The sequence below is a fragment of the Mucilaginibacter metallidurans genome (genome assembly GCF_003286435.2).
GTDB classification, from domain to species: domain Bacteria; phylum Bacteroidota; class Bacteroidia; order Sphingobacteriales; family Sphingobacteriaceae; genus Mucilaginibacter; species Mucilaginibacter gossypii.
On record NZ_CP043449.1, the window covers coordinates 1639315 to 1663564 of the forward strand.

22 protein-coding genes and 1 other RNA gene are annotated in these 24250 nt (G+C 43.1%); 5 read left to right on the forward strand and 18 right to left on the reverse strand.

Annotation, left to right across the window (positions count from 1 at the left end; genetic code table 11):
• Window positions 1-84: 84 nt before the first annotated feature.
• Window positions 85-1221: a cysteine desulfurase family protein gene (locus tag DIU38_RS07280; protein WP_112654295.1), complete on the reverse strand. Its 1137-nt coding sequence runs from the start codon at window positions 1219-1221 to the stop codon at window positions 85-87.
• Window positions 1222-1343: 122 nt separating this feature from the next.
• Window positions 1344-2735, reverse strand: coding sequence for a phosphoglucosamine mutase (glmM, locus tag DIU38_RS07285; RefSeq protein WP_112654294.1), 1392 nt, complete (start codon window positions 2733-2735; stop codon window positions 1344-1346).
• 265 nt (window positions 2736-3000) lie between these two features.
• Between glmM and DIU38_RS07290 the strand changes: the two genes are divergently transcribed.
• The gene (locus DIU38_RS07290; protein ID WP_112654293.1) at window positions 3001-3564 is read left to right on the forward strand and encodes a phosphatase PAP2 family protein; all 564 of its coding nucleotides are present in this window, start codon (window positions 3001-3003) and stop codon (window positions 3562-3564) included.
• A complete protein-coding gene (locus tag DIU38_RS07295) occupies window positions 3564-4280 on the forward strand; it encodes a ZIP family metal transporter (protein ID WP_112654292.1) in 717 nt (238 codons plus the stop codon). Before DIU38_RS07290 ends, DIU38_RS07295 begins: the two co-directional genes overlap by 1 nt.
• Before the next feature lie 48 nt (window positions 4281-4328).
• On the opposite strand, the gene DIU38_RS07300 is transcribed toward DIU38_RS07295, so the two are convergent.
• From DIU38_RS07300 to argB, 4 genes are all read right to left on the reverse strand, one after another.
• Window positions 4329-7139: a S9 family peptidase gene (locus DIU38_RS07300; protein ID WP_112654291.1), complete on the reverse strand. Its 2811-nt coding sequence runs from the start codon at window positions 7137-7139 to the stop codon at window positions 4329-4331.
• Between the two features lie 196 nt (window positions 7140-7335).
• A complete protein-coding gene (locus tag DIU38_RS07305; RefSeq protein WP_112654290.1) occupies window positions 7336-8712 on the reverse strand; it encodes an aspartate kinase in 1377 nt (458 codons plus the stop codon).
• A 193-nt stretch (window positions 8713-8905) separates the two neighbouring features.
• Window positions 8906-9724 carry a pyrroline-5-carboxylate reductase gene (proC, locus tag DIU38_RS07310; RefSeq protein WP_090527080.1) on the reverse strand — a complete coding sequence of 273 codons (819 nt, stop codon included), beginning with the start codon at window positions 9722-9724 and terminating at the stop codon, window positions 8906-8908.
• Complete coding sequence (argB, locus tag DIU38_RS07315) at window positions 9721-10566, reverse strand: acetylglutamate kinase (protein ID WP_112654289.1); 846 nt, start codon at window positions 10564-10566, stop codon at window positions 9721-9723. The genes proC and argB overlap by 4 nt, the downstream gene beginning before the upstream one ends.
• Window positions 10567-10770: 204 nt before the next feature.
• Here argB and DIU38_RS07320 point away from each other — a divergent pair, with 204 nt between their 5' ends.
• Both DIU38_RS07320 and DIU38_RS07325 read left to right on the forward strand, forming a co-directional pair.
• Entirely contained in the window at window positions 10771-12069 is a 1299-nt protein-coding gene (locus tag DIU38_RS07320; protein ID WP_112654288.1) for an NAD(P)/FAD-dependent oxidoreductase, read from the forward strand.
• A 42-nt stretch (window positions 12070-12111) separates the two neighbouring features.
• On the forward strand, window positions 12112-13359 hold the full coding sequence (locus DIU38_RS07325) for a cation:proton antiporter (protein ID WP_112654287.1): 1248 nt from the start codon (window positions 12112-12114) through the stop codon (window positions 13357-13359).
• A gap of 44 nt (window positions 13360-13403) precedes the next feature.
• Here the strand turns inward: DIU38_RS07325 and DIU38_RS07330 are convergent, their stop codons facing one another.
• From DIU38_RS07330 to DIU38_RS07385, 12 genes are all read right to left on the reverse strand, one after another.
• Window positions 13404-14012 (reverse strand): FMN-binding negative transcriptional regulator, encoded by a 609-nt coding sequence (locus DIU38_RS07330; RefSeq protein ID WP_112654286.1) that lies wholly within the window; start codon window positions 14010-14012, stop codon window positions 13404-13406.
• 15 nt (window positions 14013-14027) lie between these two features.
• Window positions 14028-14414 (reverse strand): hypothetical protein, encoded by a 387-nt coding sequence (locus DIU38_RS07335; protein WP_112654285.1) that lies wholly within the window; start codon window positions 14412-14414, stop codon window positions 14028-14030.
• A 12-nt stretch (window positions 14415-14426) separates the two neighbouring features.
• Complete coding sequence (locus DIU38_RS07340) at window positions 14427-15374, reverse strand: N-acetylornithine carbamoyltransferase (protein ID WP_112654284.1); 948 nt, start codon at window positions 15372-15374, stop codon at window positions 14427-14429.
• An 82-nt stretch (window positions 15375-15456) separates the two neighbouring features.
• A complete protein-coding gene (locus DIU38_RS07345; RefSeq protein ID WP_112654283.1) occupies window positions 15457-16584 on the reverse strand; it encodes an aspartate aminotransferase family protein in 1128 nt (375 codons plus the stop codon).
• Window positions 16585-16653: 69 nt separating this feature from the next.
• Window positions 16654-17583 (reverse strand): N-acetyl-gamma-glutamyl-phosphate reductase, encoded by a 930-nt coding sequence (gene argC / locus DIU38_RS07350; RefSeq protein WP_243770840.1) that lies wholly within the window; start codon window positions 17581-17583, stop codon window positions 16654-16656.
• A 138-nt stretch (window positions 17584-17721) separates the two neighbouring features.
• A complete protein-coding gene (locus DIU38_RS07355) occupies window positions 17722-18078 on the reverse strand; it encodes a cupin domain-containing protein (protein ID WP_112654281.1) in 357 nt (118 codons plus the stop codon).
• On the reverse strand, window positions 18071-19267 hold the full coding sequence (gene argG, locus DIU38_RS07360; protein ID WP_091162681.1) for an argininosuccinate synthase: 1197 nt from the start codon (window positions 19265-19267) through the stop codon (window positions 18071-18073). The genes DIU38_RS07355 and argG overlap by 8 nt, the downstream gene beginning before the upstream one ends.
• Before the next feature lie 104 nt (window positions 19268-19371).
• Window positions 19372-20016 carry a GNAT family N-acetyltransferase gene (locus DIU38_RS07365; protein ID WP_112654280.1) on the reverse strand — a complete coding sequence of 215 codons (645 nt, stop codon included), beginning with the start codon at window positions 20014-20016 and terminating at the stop codon, window positions 19372-19374.
• Between the two features lie 431 nt (window positions 20017-20447).
• A complete protein-coding gene (locus DIU38_RS07370) occupies window positions 20448-21404 on the reverse strand; it encodes a YpdA family putative bacillithiol disulfide reductase (RefSeq protein WP_112654279.1) in 957 nt (318 codons plus the stop codon).
• Window positions 21405-21489: 85 nt separating this feature from the next.
• An RNA gene (gene ffs / locus DIU38_RS07375) (signal recognition particle sRNA small type) lies at window positions 21490-21588 on the reverse strand.
• 44 nt (window positions 21589-21632) lie between these two features.
• Window positions 21633-22262: a 2'-5' RNA ligase family protein gene (locus tag DIU38_RS07380; RefSeq protein WP_091162683.1), complete on the reverse strand. Its 630-nt coding sequence runs from the start codon at window positions 22260-22262 to the stop codon at window positions 21633-21635.
• Window positions 22263-22274: 12 nt separating this feature from the next.
• Window positions 22275-22895: a 2'-5' RNA ligase family protein gene (locus DIU38_RS07385; protein ID WP_112654278.1), complete on the reverse strand. Its 621-nt coding sequence runs from the start codon at window positions 22893-22895 to the stop codon at window positions 22275-22277.
• A 75-nt stretch (window positions 22896-22970) separates the two neighbouring features.
• On the opposite strand from DIU38_RS07385, the gene dinB reads away from it, so the two are divergent.
• Window positions 22971-24155 carry a DNA polymerase IV gene (gene dinB, locus DIU38_RS07390; protein ID WP_112654277.1) on the forward strand — a complete coding sequence of 395 codons (1185 nt, stop codon included), beginning with the start codon at window positions 22971-22973 and terminating at the stop codon, window positions 24153-24155.
• The last annotated feature ends 95 nt before the right edge of the window (window positions 24156-24250 follow it).

A 24250-nucleotide genomic window follows, 5' to 3' on the forward strand; every position in this document is an offset into this window, starting at 1 on the left:
TCTGTTACTTGTAATGACGTCTTTTAATATAAACGCCTTAAGAACCAGTCCTTAAGGCGTTTATAATATCAGCAATTTCAAAGCTTACACATTTACAGCACAAAGCTCGCGAACTTTAGCCACTACAAAATCAACTTCTTCTTTTGTATTATACTTTGAGAACGAGAAACGTACCGATGGCCTTGAAGAGCTGGCCCCGATAGCAGTTAACACGTGCGAACCAATATCGCTGCCCGAACTGCAGGCACTACCACCCGAAGCGGAGATCCCGGCAATATCAAGATTAAACAGCAGCATATCGCTCATTTCCATCTCGGGGAAAGCCACGTTCAATACTGTATATAAACTTTTTTCGGGGTCGGTTTCGCCGTTAAAGCTTACACCGGGTACGTTAGCAACCAGTTGCTCCATCATATAAGATTTTAAACCCTGGATATGATTTTGATGCTGTTCCATTTCGCCGTAAGCAAGTTCAAGCGCTTTGGCCAAACCAACTATACCATAAATATTTTCGGTACCGCCGCGCATGTTGCGTTCCTGGGCGCCGCCGTAAATAAATGGTTTTATTTTGATTTTATGATTGATATGCAGGAACCCTACGCCCTTAGGGCCATGCAATTTATGACCGGCACATACCACAAAATGAGCTTTAAGCTTGCTCAGGTCATGCTGGTAATGGCCCATGGTTTGCACAGTATCACAATGATAAATGGCATTGTATGCTTCGCACAGGTCACCAATGCGTTCCATGTCCGATAGGGTGCCTATTTCGTTATTGGCATGCATTAATGAAACAAAACTGCGTTCATTTTCTTTCAATAATGTTTCCAGGTGATCATAATCAATAACACCCTTGCTGTTTATGTTTACCAGGCTCAATTTAATAATGCCCGATTTTTCCATTGCTTCCAGCGTGTGGAGCACTGCGTGATGCTCGGTGGGGCTGGTGATAGCATGGGTAATTTTGTGATCAATGATCCCGCACCTGATAGCCGTATTATCGGCCTCCGTACCGCTTGATGTAAAAAAGATTTCGGCGGGCGAGGTGTGCAGTAAACCGGCAATCGTTTTCCGCGAACGCTCAATTAAAGTACGGGCTTCCCGGCCGTGGGCATGTATTGACGACGGATTACCAAACTGGGTTTCCATCACCTTATACATCTCCTTCATTACATCAGGATCAAGCGGTGTAGTGGCGGCATTATCAAAATAAACGCGCATTTTTTTAAAATTTATAAATTAATGGATCAGTAACTTTAAAAACACATGCCCGGTAATTATATATAAACAAGCAACCAACGGTATTTACCGCCGGTTGCCTGCTATTTTTAATACCAGTAAAATTAACCTTTCAGTTGTAAGATCTCCTTAATATCGATGATGATCTTATTGGCCAAACCGTTTGCCACGGTTTCAGAATTACCTTCAGAGTAGATCCTAATAATGGGCTCGGTGTTTGACCTCCGCAAATGTACCCATTCTTTATCAAATTCTATTTTCAGGCCATCAATTGTTGAGTGGGGCTGCTTGATGTATTTTTCTTCAACTTTCGCCAAAAGGGCGTCTATGTCCATTTCGGGTGTTAACGTTATCTTGTTTTTTGAAATAAAATAACCCGGATATGACGCGCGCAAACTTGAAACCGACTTACCATATTTAGCCAGATGAGTTAAAAACAACGCGATACCAACTAAAGCGTCACGACCGTAATGTAACTCAGGGTAGATAACCCCGCCATTACCTTCGCCGCCAATAACAGCGTTGACTTCTTTCATTTTGTTAACCACGTTAACCTCTCCAACCGCAGCCGCATGGTATTCGCCGCCTGCTTTTTCAGTTACGTCGCGCAGCGCACGGGTTGATGACAGGTTAGATACCGTGTTGCCCACATTGTTTTTCAAAACATAGTCGGCTACGGCAACCAGCGTATATTCTTCGCCAAACATGTTACCATCTTCGCAAACAAAGCAAAGGCGGTCTACATCCGGATCAACAGCAATACCCAAATCGGCCCGTTTACCCACAACCTCTTTTGATAAAGCTGTCAGGTTTTCAGGAAGCGGCTCAGGATTATGCGGGAAATTGCCATCCGGCTCACAATACAGTTCGTGAACGGTTTCAACGCCCAATGCTTTCAGCAAGGCCGGTACAAAAATACCGCCTGTTGAGTTAACACAATCTATTACTACTTTAAAGTTGGCTTTTTTTATTGCCTCAACATCAACCAGCGGCAAGGCCAGTACAAGGTCGATGTGTTTTTGAAGCCAGGTGTCATCATGAGTAACTTTACCCAAATCGTTTACATCGGCATAATTAAAGTCGCTGTATTCGGCAATTGTTAGCACTTCCTTGCCATCGGCATCACTGATGAACTCGCCGTTTGCATTGAGCAATTTAAGGGCGTTCCATTGTTTTGGGTTGTGGCTCGCGGTTAGGATGATTCCACCTGCTGCCTGCTCACCGGTAACGGCAACCTCAACAGTCGGCGTAGTTGATAAACCAAGATCAATAACATCAATCCCCAAACCCTGTAGTGTGCCAATAACAAGATTGTTCACCATAGCACCCGATAAACGGGCGTCGCGGCCTACCACAATCTTTTTAATCCCCGATTTTTTTACAGCCCATGATCCGTAGGCCGAAGTGAATTTTACAATATCAAGCGGTGTTAAACCATCGCCAACAGCACCGCCTATGGTGCCGCGTATTCCTGAAATAGATTTTATTAATGTCAAAATGCGAAGTTTTTGGTGTGGTAAAAGTAAAAAATATAAGCTACAAATGATATTGTTTTAAGGATTTACGCAAACGCTTGCATATAAGGTTACGGTTAATTTATTGTTTTTTAATACGGTGCAGGGTGGTTTCAATTGTCATCCCTGCGCATTATTTTATGCTTAACGGGATAATGCTGCTGCTAAGTATTAAAATTTAAAGGATTTTTTAAGCTATTTGATAACTTTGGAAATTACAGCAAACAAACACCTATAGTAAAAAACAATGCCCGACTATCTTTTAAACCTCGACCGGCATTTATTTTATTTCATTAATCATGACCTGTCCAATTCGTTTTTCGACTGGATCATGCCCTTGTTGCGTAACCCCAAATTTTGGATCCCGCTGTATATTTTCATCATTATTTTTTGTTTATGGCGATATAAAAAAACAGGCGCTATTATTATAATGCTGCTGGCGGCATCGGCAGGCGTTGCTGATTTCACCAGCGGGGTTATTATCAAACACAATATCCAGCGGCTTCGCCCTTGCCATGATCCGGTTGTATCTGCAACCGATATCAGCCGCGTGCCCTGTGGTAGCGGGTATAGTTTTCCATCAACCCACGCCACCGATCATTTTGCCATGGCGATATTCCTTAGCTTTGTGTTTTTCAGAAAATGGAGGTGGGTATGGCTTTGGGCGATACTTTGGGCAGGCAGCATTTGCTTTGCACAGGTATATGTGGGGGTGCATTTCCCGGTAGATGTATTGTGCGGCGCTTTATATGGGGCCTTTGTTGGATGGCTGTTTTCATTATTGTTTAAAAAATTACAACCTGCCTTTTAATGGGATATTGGAAAATTCTGCTGCTTTTTTTTGCTGCCTTTTTTGGCGGTACTTCTGTATTTTTATTTAAAGGCGATAACCATAAAACGCTGAAGCTGGTGCTGTCGTTCAGCGGGGCTTACCTATTCGGTATTACCGTTTTGCACCTGATTCCAGATGCTTACCACGGTAATGATAACTATGTAGGCGTATTTATCTTGGTCGGCTTCCTGTTCCAGATTGTGCTTGAACAATTTTCGGACGGGATTGAGCACGGCCACATGCACAAACACCCGCATGATCTGGCAGTTTTCCCGATTGGCATTATGGCAAGCCTTTGCCTGCATGCTTTTTTGGAGGGAATGCCTCTTGCCCAGGGCAACCAGGATCAATTAGTTTACGGCATTGCCTTACACCATATCCCGGCAGCCTTCGCACTGGCTACAGTGTTGCTCACTAACAAACAAGGTAAAAACAAAACCATACTTTTTGTGGCTGTATTCGCGGTAATGGCCCCGGCCGGTTATTTTTTTAGTGATGCCTTAAGCAGCGGAAACATCGGTAACCTGCAGCATTATTTTAACAGGATCATGGGCGTTGTCATCGGCATCTTCCTGCATATCTCCACTACCATCCTCTTTGAATCGAGTGCTGATCACCGTTTCAATATGCGTAAAATGATGGCGGTATTGGCCGGTGTGGCCATTGCGCTGCTGGGCTTTTTGAAAGAGCTATAGATTATTCATGCTGTTACTTTATGTGAAATTAATTTCTATATAAAGTTTTTATTTTTCCAGCTCCAGGCCCCAGTCTTTTCCTTTATCAACTGCAGGTACGCCCTTATCCATCCAAACCGGCATTGGCGCGCCTTTTAAAAAGTGATCGAAGAATTGCTGCTCACGTATAGTAATATCTTTGCGGTTTTGGCGCAGTACCAGGTTATGAGCCTCGCCATTGTATTGCAGTAACCAAACAGGTTTACCTAAACGGCGTAAAGCTGTAAACATTTCAATTCCCTGGTACCAGGGCACAGCGCCGTCGGCATCGTTACTCATGATCATCACCGGTGTTTTTACTTTAGGTAACTGGAACAAGGGCGAGTTTTCGATATACAGCTCCGGCTTTTCCCAAAGCGTGGCGCCAATGCGGCTTTGTGATTTTTCGTACTGAAATTGCCTGTTTAAGCCCGATTCCCAGCGGATACCGCCATAGGCCGAAGTCATGTTGGCAACAGGCGCCCCCGCCCAGGCTGCCGCGTACATATTGGTTTGGGTAATGAGGTAAGCCACCTGGTAACCGCCCCAGCTTTGGCCCTGTAAGCCAATATGCGTGGCGTCAACCCATGTGTGTTTCTTTAAAGCCTCAACACCCGAATTTACAAATTCGACCGCTGATGCCCCCGGATGACCGGTTTGATAGCGGATATCTGGCGCGAAAACAAGATAACCGTTGCTTACAAAAAATGAGATAGGCAGGCGGGAAGGGGTGGGAGCCGGAGCAATGTAATTATAAAGCCCGTCAGAAAGTCTTTCATAAAAATAAACTATCATCGGGTATTTTTTAGCCGGATCAAAATCTTCGGGTTTATACAGGATCCCTTGCGACTGATAGCCTTTAGGTGTCGTCCACCTCACAAGCTCGGCAGTGCCCCAGTTATAATCATTTTGTTGTAGGTTGATGCTGCTCAGCTTGATCTCTTTCTTCAAATCAGATGAAAAGTACAAATCAGGCGACTGTTTATAGCTTGCTTTGGTGTAGATGTAAGCTTCGGCATTTTTAGCTTTCAGCAGGTTATCATAACTCATTGAGGCCATGACCGCTTTTTCGGGCAGATTGTTAGTCTCAGGAAACTTCCTGAAATATCCCCATTGCCTGGTTTCTTCGTTTTGGGTTAACAGCCACATAGGCTCTTTCAGCGGGATGAATTTTTGCTCCGGGTCAGTTTGATCATACCTCATGATCAGTTTGTTTTTGCGCCCGATGCCTTTGGTAAAGTTAAACGCGTCGCCAGTTGCCGGGTCAAAACGCCATATGTCGTATCGGTCATAAATAAATACGGCCTTGTCTCCTGCTAACCAGCCGGCCATACCATAGGCCGAAGCATACCCTGGCACATCGTTCAGTTCGTCGCCCATTTTGGTGCCGGTTGCTTTGCTCAGGTTTATTTTTTGCCCTGTTGCAATGGTATAACAGTACCATGCCTGATCTTTGAGATCAAACCACAGCACATAATTGCCCTGCGGAGAGATATAATAACGGCCCAAAGAGGCATTAATAAACCTGTGATTGCCGCTCCGGGTATCAATTAAAATGGCTTGTTGCCTGGTACTGCCTTCCCACTGGGCCGATACGCGTGCGCCGGTGTCCGTAAGTCCTAAAACATAGCGGGCATCTTTATTTTCGGCAGTTAATATTTCTGGGATGGCCTTGCTACCTAATTGAACAGTTTTGGCGTTTGTTTCTTCAGGTTTTATCACCGCAAGATAGCTACGCTTTAGCTCGGTTTGCAGGTTTTTGAGCTGCTGGGGCTGCAGATAATCATCTTTGTAGTTCCAGATATCCAGTTTGGCTACCTCAAAATCAACAAGGGTAGTATCAGCTGGTTTGGGGATAGGAGCAGTGCCAAAGTACAGATTATTGCCGCTTTTGCTAAAGCTCACTTTGCCATCGCCACTTACCGCCCAGTTATTGGATATGCCTGCAGTTCCGGCAGCGGCAATAACTTCCGCGCTATCTTTTGCCGTGTTGTAGTAATAAAGCTTAAAAGGTTTTACCAGTGCCTTTTCCGGATTTTTTTCGGCAGTAAAAGCTATCTGACGTCCGGCATCATCAATGCTGATGTTACGGTAATTACCCCTTCCGGTGCTAAGCCGTTTGACCGCGTTTTTTTCCAAATTAAATAGATACAGACCAGATACAGTCTCTTTTTGTTTTATCGGCGCTGTTACAGCAAACGCAATCCATTTTCCATTTTTACTGACCTGGTATTCGGTAACATATTTAAAAGAGCGTTCGGCGGCGGTTTTTAACTTTTTAATAGTTAAATCTGCACCTTCATGTGTAGGCGGGGCTACAGCTGCAGCTACCGCTTTTTTTGTGGTATCGCCTGATGCAGGTTTTTTAAGCGTATCGGCCGTTGCCAGGTAAGCAATAACAGCCGCATCTTCGGCTATTTTAAATGAACGGATGGCCGGGACTTTCTTTACGGATGATGATCCTAAAGCAATTATGCCTAAAGTATCTTTAGGGAAATCGGCCTGCTTTTTCTTCTTTATTTTGGCCTGCCTGGTATCCTTATAAAACGGACGGATAAGGCATATAGCAAATTTTGAATCCCCGGTTATTTTAACTGTATCTGCACGGGGAATTTTAATTGAGCTGGTATTTTTTGAATCTTTTATAATTAGTTCGGCATCGCCCTGTTGCGGCTTTATGATGTAACCTATCCATTTACCATCATTGCTGATGCGTTGACCGGTTATACTTTGCCATCGGTCAAACACAGTATGGTCTAAAGGTTTTTTAGATATTTTTTGAGCAGATACATGAAAACCAATAGCCAAAAAAAGGCAAGCTGATAGTAAAAGTTTACGCATACAGGAGTAGTGTCAAACTTAAATATGCCGAAAACTTGTTGCTTTAAAAAATAAGCCACAGGAAAGTTACATTCGGATGAGGCGAAAAACAAGAGGGGGTATGTTGCGGGAGAAACTTACGAAGTTTCAAAAACTTCGTAAGTTTTGTTAAAAATCAAGGACATCCTCTAATCCTAAAAATCAGGGTTCGCCTCCCTTAGCACATTGCTTTATTCAAAGCGCGGATCGCCTCATCGAAATCTTCGCGGGCTATCAAAAACTGGATATTGACCATTCTTAGTGCAAAGCCACAGCTTTTGATATTGATCCCTTTTTGGGCCAATGCTGTTGCCGATTTGGCCAGTAAACCCGGCTGATCCATGTTGGAACCTATCAGGCAAACCATCGCCATTTTTTCCACAGCAACTTTTTCGTAATTGTCTTCCAGTTCTCCAATCAGTTTTTTATTGTAGTCCTTCTCCCATATCACTATAGAAATGCTGTTGGCGCTGGTGGCCTTAAAGCTATAGCTAACGCCAAACTTGTAAAACAGCTGCATGATATGAAAATCTGTACCTACGTTACCTACCATTGAGGGATCGTAAATATCAATCATGATCACCTTATCGGTGCCGGTGATTACTTCGACACGCTTTTTATCACAAATGTATTCGCGGGTGATCAACGTACCGGGATGTTCAGGTTGGAAGGTGTTTTTGATTCGCAGGTCGATATCATTTATTTCCAACGGTTTTGATGCTTTAGGGTGGATAGCCTCCATGCCCACGTCGGCCAGCTGATCGGCAACATCATAGTTTGTGTTACCTACAGGGAAACAGTTTTCAACGCCAACCAATTGAGGGTCGGCAGTGCAAAGGTGGTATTCTTTATGGATGATGGCCTCCTGTGGCTGTACAGCAACGGCAATTTTACTGAAAGTAACTTCCGAATAGCCGCGGTCGAACTCGCGCATAATACCTTCCGTGCCTTTGGCGTAGCCGGTAACAACGGTAATGGTTTTTGAAAAATCAATATGGGCAAGGTCTTTCTTAATGCGTTGATCAATGGTTAATGCACGGTGGTCGTGAAAACCGCTCAGGTCCACCAAAGTAGCATTGATACCCATATTTTGCAGGATATTGGTGAAGTTAAAAGCCGAATGGCTTTCACCTATTGAGGCCAGGATCTCTCTCGCGGCCTGTAAAATGCCTTCTTTACCTACGTATCCCGATGCCAGGATATTAGCCAGGTTCTCCAGATAGGTTTGTGCATCGTTGATCCTTGTTTCAATGTACTTATCTGCTTCGGCTATGTTCAAACCAAGGCCTTCATAGGTTTTATTGATCTGCTTCAGGCGCATAATCAATTGTTTTAACGGCGTATGAAAATCCTTGTAATTGGCAAGCTTGTGATATACGCCCGGCGCGCCTGTCTTTTTGTTTTCGAGCAGGAGGTTGGTTACCCCTGAAAATGCCGATACTACAAATATGCGGTTGTAAAGTTGTTCCCCGCTGCGTTCAAACAGGATAATGTTTTTTATCACATCACCCAAAGCGGTCATGGATGTACCGCCAATTTTTTCTACTGTTAACATTTTATATTGAAAGATCAGCAGTCAAATACCTTAACCATACCAATTGTTGTAGCTATTTATTAATTGGTTGAATGTAAATAGCTTGTATCTGAACTGCTTTTTTAAAAATAACTCATTTTGATATACGCTATCAAAACGATTGAAATATAATGATTAAAAGCTTTGAGCCTTCGGCGTTAAGCTTTTCGCTTAATTAACTATCCTTTTTATATAAATCGCCTGCTTTTTCGGCAGATAAACGGATGCCCTTGATCATGGCCGAACTGAAACCGTGGTGCTCCATTTCATTTAAGCCGGCAATGGTACAGCCGCTTGGTGAGGTTACCTTATCAATTTCCTGCTCGGGGTGCGATGCCAGTTGCAGTAACAAGTCGGCCGCTCCTTTGGCTGTTTGAGCTGCCATCTTTAAGGCGTCATGCGCATGAAAGCCAATCTCTGTTCCGCCTTGTGAAGCAGCGCGGATCGACCTTAAAAAGAAAGCGATACCACAGGCGCAAAGAGCTGTGGCCGAGGTCATCAATTCTTCATTGATCTGGATAGTTACACCAACCGTATCAAACAATGATTTGGTCATGTTGATATTTTTATTGGTGCCGTTATCTGTAGCGATACAGGTCATAGAGTGGCCTATCGCAATCGCGGTGTTCGGCATTGCCCTGATCACCTGTACATTGAGGTCAAGGTGCTGGCGGATATCGGCACAGCTTACGCCTGAGATAACTGAGATCAATAACTGCTTATCCGGCTTTAACGATGGTTTGATCTCGTCTAACAGTTTATTGAGTTGTTGCGGCAGTACGGCCAGCACAATAATATCGGCTTTGCGCACGGCACGCAGGTTATTGTCTGACACATGGTACCCCTGCTCGGCATATTGGGCCAGCGCAGCTACGTTACGACGGGTTAATGATATTTGCTGGGGTTTACAAATACCCTTTTTAACCAAACCTTTGGCTAATGAAAGCCCTATGTTACCGGAGCCTAATATTGAAATGTGCTGTTGTGCGTTCATGCGCTTTTTGTTAAACGTGTTCCAAATGGTTTGTTATCTTTCAATTGGCCCAGATCATCTGATTTGCCAATAATTACTGCCTTCACACCACAAGCAATTGCGGTAAAAGCGTTGTCAAGTTTAGGTAGCATACCACTGTGTATTATCCTTTCCACTTTTAGTTCCTCATAGTGCTGCGGGTTAATTTCCCTGATCAGCGATTCTTCGTCATTAATATCCTTTAGCACACCCTTTTTTTCAAAGCAGTATATGAGGGTGGTTTCATATAATCCCGATAACGATACCGCCAGTGCCGAAGCAATGGTATCCGCATTGGTATTTAGCAGCTGCCCTTCGCCATCATGCGTTATAGCACAGAAAACGGGGGTAAAGCCTGCTTCCATCAACCGGCTTATATTTTCGGGGTTGATAGAGTCTTTAACAATATCCCCCACAAAGCCATAGTCAATAGTTTTTACCGGCCGTTTAACCGCTTTAATAAAGTTGCCATCGGCACCGGTCAGGCCTATGGCGTTGTTGCCAAAACGCTGCAACTGGGCTACAATATTTTTATTGATGAGGCCTCCGTAAACCATGGTGACCACTCTCAGCGTTTCAATATCAGTGATGCGCCTGCCATCAACCATTTTCGATTCAATACCTAAATCTTCGGCCATTTGTGTGGCCACTTTTCCACCGCCATGTACCAGGATCTTCAGGCCGTCGAGCGCTTCAAAGTCCTTTAAAAAATGATATAGGTTTTCAGAGTTATCAATAACGTTTCCACCTATTTTGATTATATAAAGGCTCTTATTTGATGGTAATTTACCCGTTTTGATATGATCTGTATCAATTTTATTCATTCCAGCTGTTAATATAACTCTTTTAGTGCCAAATTTCCACTTTTTTAAGCGGAAAACTGTTAAAATTACGAAAATATAGCGTGTTTTTTCAAAAATTGATTTAAAAATGAATAATGGGACTTGCAGTTTAAGTTTACAATTTGATTATGAAAGAATTAGTAATATTGGAAAACTTTAAGGCATTATCCTTGCTTATAACTATCTATGGAGCAAAAAAAGAACACCAGGCCGCGGGTGGCAATAATAGGAGGAGGATTTGGCGGGATCCATTTAGCTAAAAAACTAAAAGATGCGCCCGTTGATGTACTGATGATTGATAAGCATAATTATCACACGTTTCAGCCTTTGTTGTACCAGGTGGCAGGGGGCTCCATAGCTGCCGATTCAATTGGCTTTCCATTGCGCCGGATCTTTACCAGGCAAAAGAATTTTCGATTCGCACTTGCTGAGGTGCAAAAGATCAACCCCGAAACTAATACGCTTGATACCGATATCGGTACCATTTATTACGATTACCTTGCTATAGCTACCGGCTCCAATACCAACTTTTTCGGTAATAAAGAGATAGAGCATTTTGCTATGCCGATGAAGAATATCCCGGAGGCTTTAAACTTAAGGAGCCTGATCCTCCAAAACCTCGAAATGTCACTCGTATCTAAAGATCCGGAAGAAAAAGCGGCGCTAATGACCTTTGTGGTTGTAGGAGGGGGGCCAACCGGTGTGGAGCTATCTGGTGCACTTGCCGAAATGCGCGAGCTGATATTAATGAAGGATTATCATGGTTTGCGCAAACACAGCATGAGTGTTTACCTTGTTGAGGGTAAAGCGGAACTGCTGGCCGCGTTTTCGCCGGGGGCGAGGGCCAAGGCCAAAAAGTTTTTGCAGGATATGGACGTAACCATTTATAACAGCGCACACGTGGAAAGCTATAATGGCTATGAACTCAAGATAGATAACGGCACATCGTTGTTAACCCGTAATGTACTTTGGGCGGCAGGAGTAAAGGGAGAATTTCCTGAAGGTATTTCTGCCGATAATATAGTCCGGGGTAACCGCATCCTGGTTGATGAATTTAACAAGGTAAAAGGTTACGAAAATATTTATGCCATAGGTGATGTTGCCGCTATGATCACCGAGGAGTATCCAAACGGGCATCCAGGTGTTGCACCGGTAGCTATCCAACAGGGACAAAACCTTGGTGAGAACGTTTACCGAATGTTCGACCGTAAACCATTGGTCCCCTTTAAATACAGGGATAAAGGTTCGCTTGCAACCATAGGCCGAAATAAAGCCGTGGCCGACTTGGGGAAAATTCATTTCCAGGGATTTTTTGCCTGGCTGGTGTGGGGATTTGTACACATCATGTCGCTTGCAGGCTTTACCAATAAGGGTATCATATTTTTTAGCTGGGCCATCAATTATTTCACCAAAAACAGCGACAACCGACTCATCGTACGCTATTTTGATACCGAAACCCGAATGACGGATCCCGAATCGAGATAAAAACAAACAATAATCCTTTTAAATCCTTACTTGTAAGTATTTATGGATCTGTTTGTTGTAATAGCTTTGCTGGTTATTGTCAGCGCGATATTTTCGTACCTTAACGCCCGCTTTATTAAGCTGCCGGGCACTATCGGCATTGTGCTGCTGGCAACCATTACTTCTATCACCATACTTATTGTAGATAGGATTGATTCGTCGATAGCGGATTACCTGGGTACACTTGCCAAAAATATCAACTTTTCAAAAGCGGTATTGAATGTGCTGCTTGGTTTCCTGCTTTTTTCAAGCTCATTTAACCTGGATGGCCGGAAGCTGAAGAGAGAAATGCGCCCCGTATTTGTACTAAGCACATTGGGGGTTGTTATTTCTACTGCGGTGTTTGGATGCCTGTTATTTTATGTAGCCCCGTTTTTTCATATCCATATGCCGCTGATCTATTGCCTGTTGTTCGGCGCTTTGATTTCACCCACCGATCCGGTGGCGGTTGCAGCCATTATCCGTAATTCAAAGTTACCTGCCAATCTTGAAACTATTATTTCGGGCGAATCGCTTTTTAATGATGGGATAGGGCTGATCCTGTTTGTGATCATCCTGGAGGTGGCGCGGGTAGGAGAAGAGAAAATTGAACTGGCTAAGGTTGTAGCGCTTATTGTTAAAGAAATTATTGGCGGGATAGTAGCCGGGGGAATTTTAGGTTATCTCGCTCACCGGTTGATGCGCTCGGTTAAGGATTTTCAGACTATCGTATTGATCTCGCTGGCCTTAGTAATGGGTTTATCCGTGTTGGCAGTTTTGCTTGATTTTTCAATTCCATTGTCGGTTGTTACAGCTGGGCTGTTTGCCGGGAGCCAATCTATTAACCAGGATAATAAAGAACGATCGCACGAGGCGCTGGAGAAATTCTGGAAGCTGGTTGATGAGATACTGAACACCATTTTATTTGTAATGATTGGCTTGCAACTCGTTAACCTGCCTTTTGTAAATAATTACTGGGTAACGGGAAGCCTTTCTATAGTTACAGTTTTAATAGCCCGTTGGCTGAGTATTATGCTGCCGCTAACGTTTTTAAGGCATACTCTTAAAGTGAACTATAGCAATATCAACATTATGACCTGGGCCGGTCTGCGCGGGGCTATATCTATAGCCCTTGCGTTGTCTTTACCCAATACGCCATACCGGCACCTGATTTTGTCCGGCAGTTATTTTATTGTGATATTTTCGGTAATAGTTCAGGGATTGACGTTGAACAGAATGATAAACAGCGCTTCCAAAAAGATAGAAGAATAAAACATGCTGCGTGGATTTGGTGCAGCGTAACCCGGGGTAGTATATTATTTAAGACGCGACATGTATTTGCCAATCTCCGCTTCAGTAGTGTCCGTACTTTTGCCTAATGCATTGATGATGTTTTCCCGTTCCGTTTCGCTACGGTTTTGACTAAGTTTTTGTTTGCCTTGCAGGTCGTCAACTATGATTTCGAAGGCTACTATACCTTTCATCATCCGTTGCTTATATTCGTCTGGTAAATTATTCCATTGGGTAAGATAATCGGCCTCATAATTACTGATCATTTGCACTAACAGATCAGCAGTTTGTCCGCCTTCAGGCAGGATTGTTGCTTTGCCGTAAGCGTGTACCGCGATATAATTCCAGGTAGGTACGTTGGTTTCCTTTTCGTAATGTTTGGGTGAGATATAAGCGTGAGGCTCAGTAAAGATCACCAATATTTCCTTTCCAATAATTTCAGCAGCCTGCGGGTTGGCCTTGGCGAAATGAGACGACAAAACAATTTTATCATCGCGTTTGCTTACCAGGAAGGGAAGATGCGTAGCAAACGGAACGTTATCAGTAGCTGTTACAATTGTTGCAAAGCTATAGCGCTGCATAAAGCTGATTGCTTCCTGCTCATTCGTTAATTGGAAATGTTTTGGCGTATACATCGGGATGAAATTGAGTTAATGATTGCCAGGTCTTTGATAATATGATTTATAATGATGGCCGAACTCATCTTCATAAAACGGATAGGGGATTCCTTCTAAAGAAATTAAATACTCGTCATCGTCCATGCCTGAAATCGTTGCAGCTAATCCTTTAATCTTCAGACCCGCTAAATCAAAAACATGTAAATCAGGAATGTTAACGGTGGTGATAAGTTTAAGATCAATGTCCTCCTGGAAGCCTACATTGTTCTTTATACAGTAATCTTTAAAAAAGGAATAGTCAAACCTTTCATCTGCAAACGATATCTTACCAAGTACAACACCCATTGGAGGATCCGCATTTTCAAATGCAGTTGTTCCGATTTTGGTGTTACCAAGTAAGATATCGTATATTTTATTCATGGCCAGTTATAGCTACAAACTTTCCAGCATCTGTTTGAGCACAGCTTGCGCGGCCCAAACGCGGTTTCCGGCTTCATGTACTACGATTGAGCTTGGCCCGTCTAATATTTCGTCAGAAAGCTCCAGGTTACGGCGTACCGGTAAGCAATGCATTACTTTGGCATTGTTGGTTTGCTCCAGCTTTTTGTTAGTAAGCATCCACTCTTCGTGTTTGCCTAATATATTGCCATAAGGCTCATAAGCCGACCAGTTTTTTACGTAGATGAAATCCGCGCTGGCTAAAGCCTCATCTTGATCATAAGAGATATTTGCACCCCGGGTAAAATCGGTACAAAGCTCATATCCTTTAGGCTGCACGATAGTAAAGTCGACATCCGCCTTGCACATCCACTCCGAGAATGAGTTAGGAACAGCCTGCGGCAAAGGTTTGATATGAGGTGCCCAGGTTAATATTACTTTTGGGCGCGCTGTTTTTTTCAGCTCTTCAATAGTGATCAAGTCGGCCAAACTTTGCAGCGGGTGACGTGTGGCTGATTCCAGGCTCACAACCGGCACTTTGCAAAACTCAACAAACTTGTTGAAAATCATTTCGCTGTAATCTTCCTCACGGTTCCTTAAGCCAGGGAACGAACGAACGCCAATAATATCAGCGTATTGGCCCATAACGCCTGCGGCTTCACGGATATGCTCAACAGTAGTGCCATCCATGATCACGCCGTCGCGCAGTTCAAGTGCCCAGCCTTCTTTATCGATATTGAGCACCATTACATTCATGCCCAAATTGATAGCAGCTTTTTGTGTACTCATACGGGTACGTAAACTTGGATTTAAAAACACTAATGCAAGTGTTTTATTTTTACCAAGCTTTTGATGGGCAAAGGGATCCTGCTTAAGCGCCAATGCCTCTTTTACAAGTGCGTTAACATCAGCAACATCATTAACAGAAGAGAATAGTTTCATGAACTTTACAATTTTTGGGTGAGTTGTTCTGCTATTTATTTTTTAAATCTCCCCCTCAAGGGGGAGATTTAGAGGGGGCGTCTTATTGATTCAATACGTTTACAAAAGCTTCCAGGAACCTATCAGCATGGGCCTTAGTTAAATTTAAAGCGGGTAATAGCCTGATCACATTTGGTTTAGCTTCACCAGTAAATATATGGTGCTTGTTTAACAGTTCTTTACGGGCATGGGCCAATTCTTCGGGCAATTCTATACCGATCATTAAACCACGGCCACGAACTTCTTTAACCTGTTCCAGCTTGTTAAGCTCCTTTATTAAGTAGCCGCCAACTTCAGCAGCATTTTGCAACAGGTTATCCTGTTCCATAGTTTCAAGAACGGCTAAACCTGCAGCGCAAGCCAGATGGTTCCCACCAAAAGTAGTACCTAACATGCCATATGCCGGCTGTATTTTAGGCGAAATGATGATACCTCCCACAGGGAAACCATTACCCATGCCTTTAGCCATACTGTAGATATCAGCATTAACACCGGCAAAATCATGCGAAAAGAATTTACCTGTACGGCCGTAACCGCATTGTACAGAATCAGCAATGAATACGGCATTATACTGATCGCACAGTGAGCGAATCTTTTGCAGGAAGCCCTCTGGTGCAACCTGGATACCACCAACACCCTGAATGCCTTCGATAATTACTGAAGAGATTTCGTTGTTTTTGAATGCTTCTTCCAGCGCTGCTTCATCGGCCCATGGCAAAAAAATCACGTTATCAGTTTCGTTGATAGGAGCGACGATCTTCGGGTTGTCAGTAACCGCCACAGCCAATGAAGTACGGCCATGAAATGATTTGCTGAAAGCAATAACTTTCTTTTTACCATTATAAAAAGAAGCCAGTTTTAAAGCATTCTCATTGGCCTCAGCACCAGAGTTACACAGAAATAACTGGTAATCTTCCTTGCCTGAAACTTTTCCCAACTTTTGAGCTAACTCTTTTTGAATAGGAATCTCGATAGAATTAGAATAAAAGCCAAGTTTATGCAATTGATCTTCTAAACGTTTTACGTAGTGTGGATGGGTGTGACCAATAGAAATAACGGCGTGGCCACCATACATGTCAAGGTATTCAGTATCGTGAGCGTCATAAACTAAACTGCCCTGGCCCCTAACTATATTAATTGGATTTATAGGATAAACATCAAATAATTTCATTTCTTAAATGGTATAAAAATTTAGTACTTAATTAATAACAGAACTTTCAGCCATCGGCTTTCAGCTCTTCTAAAAGCCGATCGCCTTAAGTCGTAAGCCTGCGCGTTCGTCCAGCCCGAACAATAAGTTCATGTTCTGTACTGCCTGGCCGGAAGCGCCCTTAAGTAAGTTGTCCATTATGCTGATGATGAATATTTTGTTGTCGTGTTTTTTTATCTGGATAAAGCATTTATTGGTGTTTACAATTTGCTTTAAATCGATATTACGATTGGTTACATGCGTAAACGGATGCCCATCGTAATAGCTTTGGTAAAGTGCTAATGCTTCTTCCTCGCTCAAATCGCTTTCGGTATAAATTGAAGCGATGATGCCACGGGTAAAGTCGCCACGGTAAGGAATAAAATTGATAGCCTTATCAAAACCGGCTTGCAACTGCCTTAACGACTGACCGATCTCATTTAAATGCTGGTGACTGAATGCTTTGTAAACAGAAAGGTTATCATTACGCCAGGTAAAGTGTGAGGTCGGCGATAAACTTTGTCCTGCACCGGTTGAACCTGTTGTAGCAGTAACGTGCACTTCGTTGTTTAGCAAACCTTTTGAAGCTAGTGGAAGTAAACCCAATTGCAAACAGGTAGCAAAGCAACCGGGGTTAGCAATATTAGAGGCTGTTTTAATAGCCTCACGGTTTAACTCCGGCAAGCCGTAAATAAAGCTTTTACCGTTTAAAGTTGAGTTTTGGTTCAGCCTGAAATCCTGGCTAAGGTCAATGATCTTAACCGAATCGGGGATAACGTTTGCTTCCAGGAACTTTTTGGCATCACCGTGGCCAACGCAAAGGAATAACACATCAATATCTGTAGATAATTCGGCCGCAAATTTCAGATCGGTATCACCAAACAGGTCGGTATGTACCTGGTAAACATAGTTACCCGCGTTGCTGTTGCTATGAACAAAAGCTATCTCCACGTTAGGATGGTTGATCAGGATCCGGAGCATTTCGCCGCCGGTGTACCCTGCTCCGCCAATTATGCCTGTACGTATTGCCCCCCGGCCCCCTGAAGGGGGAGCAAGAGTAGCGTCATTATTATCTTTAAATTCAGTCATAATTTTAACAATTACTCCCCCTTTAGGGGATTAGGGGGCTAAATTTACCCGATCATTATTTGTAGATGGATATGAATATAAAATAAACTCCAGGTCGCTCCGGTCGTTATTGCTGATGAAATGCTTTTGACCCGGATGGATCTCGATACCCTGTTCGGGCTTCAATACCGTAACCTCGCCGTCTATCGAAAATGTAGCACGTCCCTTTAAAATAAAAAATACCTGCGTGGCTTTCTCGTGGTAATGCAATTGTTCGGCAGTGTCCGGTGGCATTAACTCCTGTTTAACAGATAACGCTTCTGTATCAATAAAGGTCCATCCATGGCAATCATCGCCCCAGTTATAGTGCTTTAAGCAGTCACCTTTTGAAAACGCCGTATTAATCATTTTGGCTGTTTACTTTATGATAGATCATTACCTGGTTACCAAATATTTTGGAGAACCCTTTAACGTCTTCGCCGCTCCAGGCGTTGTTCATTTCGCCGTAGCTGCCAAACTTGTTCGACATCAGATCGTATGGTGATTCAATGCCTACTACCTGGAAGCGATATGGGTGTAACTGAACAAATACTTTACCTGTAACGTTTTTCTGAGTATCGGTTAAAAAAGCCTCGATATTGCGCATGATAGGGTCATGAAACTGACCTTCATGCAGCCAGTTGCCATAGAAAGATGATAACTGATCTTTCCATGAAAGCTGCCATTTGGTTAGCACATGTTTCTCTAAAGTATGGTGAGCTTTGATAATCACCATAGGAGCGGCAGCCTCAAAACCTACACGGCCTTTAATACCGATAATGGTATCACCAACGTGAATATCCCTGCCAATGCCATAAGGCTGAGCAATAGCCTGTAATGCCTGGATAGCCTTGGTTGGGTGATCATATTTTTCATCACCTATAGCTACCAATTCACCTTTTTCAAAAGTAAGTACAAGGTCTTTTACTTCAGATGCAGTTACCTGTGTAGGCCATGCTTCTTCTGGCAGGCCAAGGTTTGAAGTCAAAGTTTCTTTACCACCTACTGATGTACCCCAGATCCCTTTGTTGATAGAGTATTTGGCTTTCTCGAAGTTCATATCAACACCATGTTTTTTCAGGTATTCGATCTCTTCTTCGCGGCTTAGTTTCAGGTCGCGGATAGGGGTGATGATCTTTACTTCAGGTACAAGGATGTTGAAGATCATATCAAAACGCACCTGGTCGTTACCGGCGCCGGTGCTGCCGTGGGCAACAAACTCGGCACCAATTTCTTTAGCGTAGTTAGCAATAGCAGTAGCCTGGCTTACGCGCTCGGCGCTTACAGATAGCGGGTAGGTGTTGTTTTTTAATACGTTACCATAAATTAAAAAGCGTACGCAGGTGTTGTAAAAGTTTTCGGTTTCATCAACCACATGGTGTGATGTAACGCCCATTTTATAAGCGCGTTCCTCGACGCCTTTTAACTCTTCCTCGCTAAAACCGCCGGTATTTACAATAACCGAGTGAACCTCATAACCAAGGTCCTGTGTTAAATAAATACAGCAAAAAGAGGTATCTAAACCTCCGCTATAAGCTAATACTACTTTTTTCTTCATGTTTTTGGTGAGCTTAAAGCTAAAGGCACAAGGCTTAAAGCTTTACTTATCAATTATGGTGATCTGTTTTATTAATTTACAGGTGTTAACCTTTTACCTAAATCCTAAGCATCGTGTTTTATGCGCTTTTTGATGGCGTTCTCAATACGCTCAAGCAAAGTCGCTTTGTGCGTAATGCGCTGCATTTTCTCCTCGTATTCCTTTTGTTTTTCGGCAGGATCAAAAAGCATGGCGGTGCACATGCAGTTTTTGCGGTTTTTGCTGGTTAAAATGTCAAAGTTTACGCAGCTTTTGCAGCCGGCCCAAAAGTTTTCGTCCTGGGTTAGTTCTGAATAGGTAACCGGCTCGTAACCAAGCTCCGAGTTGATCTTCATTACCGCCAAACCGGTTGTTAACCCAAATATTTTGGCATTAGGGTATTTGGTACGCGATAACTGGAAAATTCGGTGTTTGATGGCTTTTGCCAATCCCGCCTTACGGAACTGCGGATTAACAATAAGTCCCGAGTTAGCAACAAAGTCGCCATGGCTCCAGGTTTCAATATAGCAGAAACCGGCCCAGGTACCGTCTTTATGCAGGGCTATAACAGCCTTGCCTTCCAGCATTTTATTAGCAACGTATTCGGGCGAGCGTGTAGCTATACCAGTTCCGCGCGCCTTGGCCGATTCGGCCATCTCATCGCAAATCATAGTGGCATAATCTACATGCTGTGCAGTAGCAACCTGAATATCAAAATCTTGTATTGTCATTTAAATAGATAATTACCGTGAAATTAATTGGCTTTATAAGCCTTAAATAATTAGATGGTTTTTTTAAAAAGACGTTTAAAAAACTCTTTTTGTGTGGACAGGAGAAAAATTAATTCAAACCCGTGGCATGTAGGTCCTTCGTCGGAGAGGGCAGTTTAAAAAAACAGTTGAACCCAAGGCAGCAGCAACCGGAGCAAAATTTGCTCTTGTAGCGGGCTTATTTAAGCTTGGTGTATTCATTTTTTTTTGAATTACTGTGTTTTTAATTTGCTGCAAATTAGGCTATAAAATTTTATTTATACAAGAAAAAAATGTGATTATTTGTTGGTTGGTGAATGGTTGATTAAGTTTATTGAATGAGTGGTTGGTTTGTTGTTGTAACTCACAGATTTACAGCAATAACTATTCACCTAATCAACCCAATCAACCGTTCACCTCCCTACCACAATATCATTGATGATCATATCAGCATGAACGCGGGAGTTTTCGATGAACCAAAGATGGGTATCAAGGCCGCCGCAAACCACGCCTGCAAGGTATAAACCAGGCATGTTTGTTTCCATGGTTTCGGGGTTGTATTGGGGGATGAATTTATCTTCAGAAAGTATAATACCAAGCTTTTTCAGGAACTCAAAATTCGGTTTATAGCCTGTCATCGCCATTACAAAATCATTAGGGATAGTGATCAATCCATCGGGCGTTTGAATATCCACTTCGTTTTCACGAATGGCCTCGAGATTAGAATTAAAGTAAGCTTTAATGCTACCTTCTTTAATTCGGTTAATAATGTCGGGCCGCACCCAGTATTTAACCCGGTTGCTCACTTCGCTGCCGCGGATCACCAGTGTTACCTCGGCTCCTTTACGGTAGGTTTCAAGGGCCACATCAATAGCCGAATTGCTTGAGCCAACCACCACCACTTTTTGCAGGGTATAATAATGAGGGTCCTGGTAGTAGTGTTTTACTTTGGGGAGGTTTTCGCCGGGGATATTGAGGTTTACCGCAATATCATAAAAGCCGGTTGAAAGGATCACTTTTTTAGCCTGGTAGGTTGCTTTTTTTGTGGTTATGCTGTAAAAGCCATTTTCCGGCTTTACTTCAGTAACTTCTTCAAAAAGGTGAATGGGCAGGTTATTTGAGAGTGCTACGCGGCGATAATATTCCAAAGCATCATTGCGGGTAGGCTTGTTATGTACAGTAACAAAGGGAACGCCGCCGATCTCCAATTTTTCAGATGTGGAAAAAAACGTCATGGTAGCGGGATAGTTGTACAATGAATTCACAAGCGTGCCTTTTTCGACAATTACGAAACTTAAACCGGCTTTTTGAGCAGCAAGTCCGCAAGCTAAACCTATCGGGCCACCGCCAATAATAAATATATCAAGCATTTTATGTACTTTATGAAATTTAAGAAATCATGAACCTGTACAGGTTCGGGCATGTTTGCCGGTGCGGCAAAAATAAGAAAATAAAAAAGGGTAAGCTACTTTTATCGCGCCGCTCAACTCTCTACCCTTGCTGCGTTCCCACCCTGGGGGAGTTCAAGAGGAGCTGGCCGTAAAAGACTTACCCCGGCGCAAATATAGAAAAAGGTAGCGTTTATGGTTAAGAAAATGTTAAAAAAGGCTTATCTGTTGATTTATAGATGGATAATTTTTAATTTGCCTTGCTATAGCCAGATTATCATACTTCGTTAACACGTTTTCATCTCCCCGAAATTCAAATTCCCGATAAGTTTTGGCATGTTGGTCGAGATCAAGCAACAAATTTTTTAAAATAGTAAGCCGGTTCACAACAAATTTTACCTTCATTTCCCTTTTTTGAAAATAGGGCCAAAGCAGGTTAAATTGTTCGGGCGTTATGGCCCTTGCTATGGTAATATGAGGTATGGTACTGCTATCGCCAACAATACCCTTCAATAGTTTAATCCAATATTTATTTTGTTCGGTGAGCTTAAGCCTGGCAAAAATGGTTTTGTTATAGTCATTACTCTCATTAAAGCAATCAAATCCATCTGTTTCAAAAACAACGGGAGGCAGCAAACTAAGTTTCCGGCTCAAAAACGAGAAGCCCTGAACGTCTACATCAAGCGGTTTGCGCGGATAATTGTTTATGGTGATATGCGACCGGGCATGCATGCTGGGATAATTACCGATAACACGTTTTGCTTCGCTTTTTAATTTCCGGATCATAACATCTACATGATCAGGTATCGGGAGGATAAAATGATAAAATGCGTAGTCCATGATTGTTAAATTTTAAATGAATAAATTGATCTGATCAGGGTCGCCGGCTTTAAGCAGTTCCAGTTCATCGCGGGTATAACCGGGGCCGGTCATGTTTTTAAATTCAAAAGTTTTAAACTTATCCCATTTGGCAAAGGCGTCAAGTGTATCGCGTTTCAATATGGTAAGTTCTTTAATCCAAAAAGGCTCCACCAATTTTTTATGCTTAAAATGCGGCCAAAGTGTGTCGAAATCTTTTTCGGCAATATCACGCACAACCGTTACATGTGGGATAAGGTTTTTTTTAATGCGCAGCTTCTTTTTTAAGGTGTTAAACCATTCGTCGGTAGCGGGTGTTGCGCGGATGTTGGCATAAATGGTCATGCGGCTGTGCAAGTGGGTAAAATGATAAAAACCATCCATATGCAGCAATACCGGTGGCATGGTATTCAGGGCCTGTTCCATCAATTCCAGGTTTTTATCGGCCATAAAGGGCTTTTGCCTCTCCAGGTGTTGTATAGAGATATGAGCAGGCGAATCCATGCTTTTGTAACTGCCAATAAGCCTCGCCGATGCCTTTTTGTAACGCGCAATCTCATGCTTCACCGTGTCGGGAGGCGATAATAACAGCAGGTAGTCTTCATATATACTCATTTGCTTCACAATTTCTATATGTCAAATATGCTAATAAAATTAGCAAAATACAAAAAATGTTAGCATTTTTGGTATGTGGAAGTTAAACGTCATATTGTACACATTGATCTTGATTCGTTCTTCGTTTCGGTAGAGCGGAAGTTTCATCCTGAACTGATCGGTAAGCCTGTGATCATAGGGGGCTCGGCCGAAAGGGGAGTTGTGGCTTCCTGCAGTTATGAGGCGAGGGCTTTTGGTGTGCATTCGGCTATGCCTACCCGGCAAGCTTTAAAGCTTTGTCCGCATGCCATTCTTATTCGCGGTTCGCACGGGCGCTATGGCGAAGCCTCACGCGAGGTTACGCAGATCATTCACGATACGGTACCCCTGTATCAAAAAACATCGGTTGATGAGTTTTATATAGATTATACCGGGATGGACCGCTTTTTTGATTGCTACCATGAGGCCACCAAACTTAGGCAGAAGGTGATTAAAGAAACGGGCCTGCCTATATCCTTCGGTATGGCATCGGGTAAAACGATAGCAAAAATGGCTACCAACCAGGCCAAGCCCAACGGACAAATGTTTGTAAAGCATGGCGATGAGCTGAAGTTCCTGGCGCCGCTTAACATTGGTAAGATACCCGGCCTGGGCGAAAGTACCCGCAATAAGTTATATCAATACGGCATCGAAAAAATAGGTGATCTGCAACGTACCAATATCCGTTTCCTGGAAACTGTTTTTGGTAAATACGGGCATTCGCTTTGGGAAAAAGCCAATGGTATCGATCATAGCGAAATCGTTCCGCATTCCGACAGGAAATCCATCAGCACCGAGCATACTTTCCATACTAATGTGTCGGATCACCGCACACTTGAAACTACTTTAGTATCCATGACGGAAGAACTATCGTCCAAATTACGACGGGAAAACAAGCTTTCATCATGCCTGGCTATTAAGTTGCGGTACGGTAATTTTGAAACCCATACCCAACAGCAAAAGATAGCACTTACGGCGGCAGAACATATCCTGATTCCCGGTGTAAAAAACCTGCTTAAAATGGCTTGGGACCAGCACCGGCCTATCAGGCTGATAGGCGTACGGCTGAGCGATCTTTGTACAGGGAGTTACCAGATCAACCTGTTTGAGGATAATGAGGAACGCATCAAACTTTACCAGGCCATGGATCAGATCAATTTCAAGTTCGGCGATAAAACCATCTGCCGGGCTGCCGGAATGGAAATTGGTACAAGGAATTTTAATCCGTTTATGCGCGGCTGACCGTTGATTGTTTTGTGACGAGTTAATTGTTTAAAAAAGGCGCAGGATTGTGCGATTCCCTCCCCTGGAGGGTGTAGGGAGGGTTTCATCGTTTT

Bases quoted from the DNA above. Each gene is read 5' to 3' on its own strand.
- DIU38_RS07280 (WP_112654295.1), bottom strand. From the start codon at position 1,221: ATGCGCGTTTATTTTGATAATGCCGCCACTACACCGCTTGATCCTGAT.
- DIU38_RS07290 (WP_112654293.1), top strand. From the start codon at position 3,001: ATGCCCGACTATCTTTTAAACCTCGACCGGCATTTATTTTATTTCATT.
- DIU38_RS07295 (WP_112654292.1), top strand. From the start codon at position 3,564: ATGGGATATTGGAAAATTCTGCTGCTTTTTTTTGCTGCCTTTTTTGGC.
- DIU38_RS07300 (WP_112654291.1), bottom strand. From the start codon at position 7,139: ATGCGTAAACTTTTACTATCAGCTTGCCTTTTTTTGGCTATTGGTTTT.
- DIU38_RS07305 (WP_112654290.1), bottom strand. From the start codon at position 8,712: ATGTTAACAGTAGAAAAAATTGGCGGTACATCCATGACCGCTTTGGGT.
- proC (WP_090527080.1), bottom strand. From the start codon at position 9,724: ATGAACGCACAACAGCACATTTCAATATTAGGCTCCGGTAACATAGGG.
- argB (WP_112654289.1), bottom strand. From the start codon at position 10,566: ATGAATAAAATTGATACAGATCATATCAAAACGGGTAAATTACCATCA.
- DIU38_RS07320 (WP_112654288.1), top strand. From the start codon at position 10,771: ATGGAGCAAAAAAAGAACACCAGGCCGCGGGTGGCAATAATAGGAGGA.
- DIU38_RS07325 (WP_112654287.1), top strand. From the start codon at position 12,112: ATGGATCTGTTTGTTGTAATAGCTTTGCTGGTTATTGTCAGCGCGATA.
- DIU38_RS07330 (WP_112654286.1), bottom strand. From the start codon at position 14,012: ATGTATACGCCAAAACATTTCCAATTAACGAATGAGCAGGAAGCAATC.
- DIU38_RS07335 (WP_112654285.1), bottom strand. From the start codon at position 14,414: ATGAATAAAATATACGATATCTTACTTGGTAACACCAAAATCGGAACA.
- DIU38_RS07340 (WP_112654284.1), bottom strand. From the start codon at position 15,374: ATGAAACTATTCTCTTCTGTTAATGATGTTGCTGATGTTAACGCACTT.
- DIU38_RS07345 (WP_112654283.1), bottom strand. From the start codon at position 16,584: ATGAAATTATTTGATGTTTATCCTATAAATCCAATTAATATAGTTAGG.
- argC (WP_243770840.1), bottom strand. From the start codon at position 17,583: ATGCTCCGGATCCTGATCAACCATCCTAACGTGGAGATAGCTTTTGTT.
- DIU38_RS07355 (WP_112654281.1), bottom strand. From the start codon at position 18,078: ATGATTAATACGGCGTTTTCAAAAGGTGACTGCTTAAAGCACTATAAC.
- argG (WP_091162681.1), bottom strand. From the start codon at position 19,267: ATGAAGAAAAAAGTAGTATTAGCTTATAGCGGAGGTTTAGATACCTCT.
- DIU38_RS07365 (WP_112654280.1), bottom strand. From the start codon at position 20,016: ATGACAATACAAGATTTTGATATTCAGGTTGCTACTGCACAGCATGTA.
- DIU38_RS07370 (WP_112654279.1), bottom strand. From the start codon at position 21,404: ATGCTTGATATATTTATTATTGGCGGTGGCCCGATAGGTTTAGCTTGC.
- DIU38_RS07380 (WP_091162683.1), bottom strand. From the start codon at position 22,262: ATGGACTACGCATTTTATCATTTTATCCTCCCGATACCTGATCATGTA.
- DIU38_RS07385 (WP_112654278.1), bottom strand. From the start codon at position 22,895: ATGAGTATATATGAAGACTACCTGCTGTTATTATCGCCTCCCGACACG.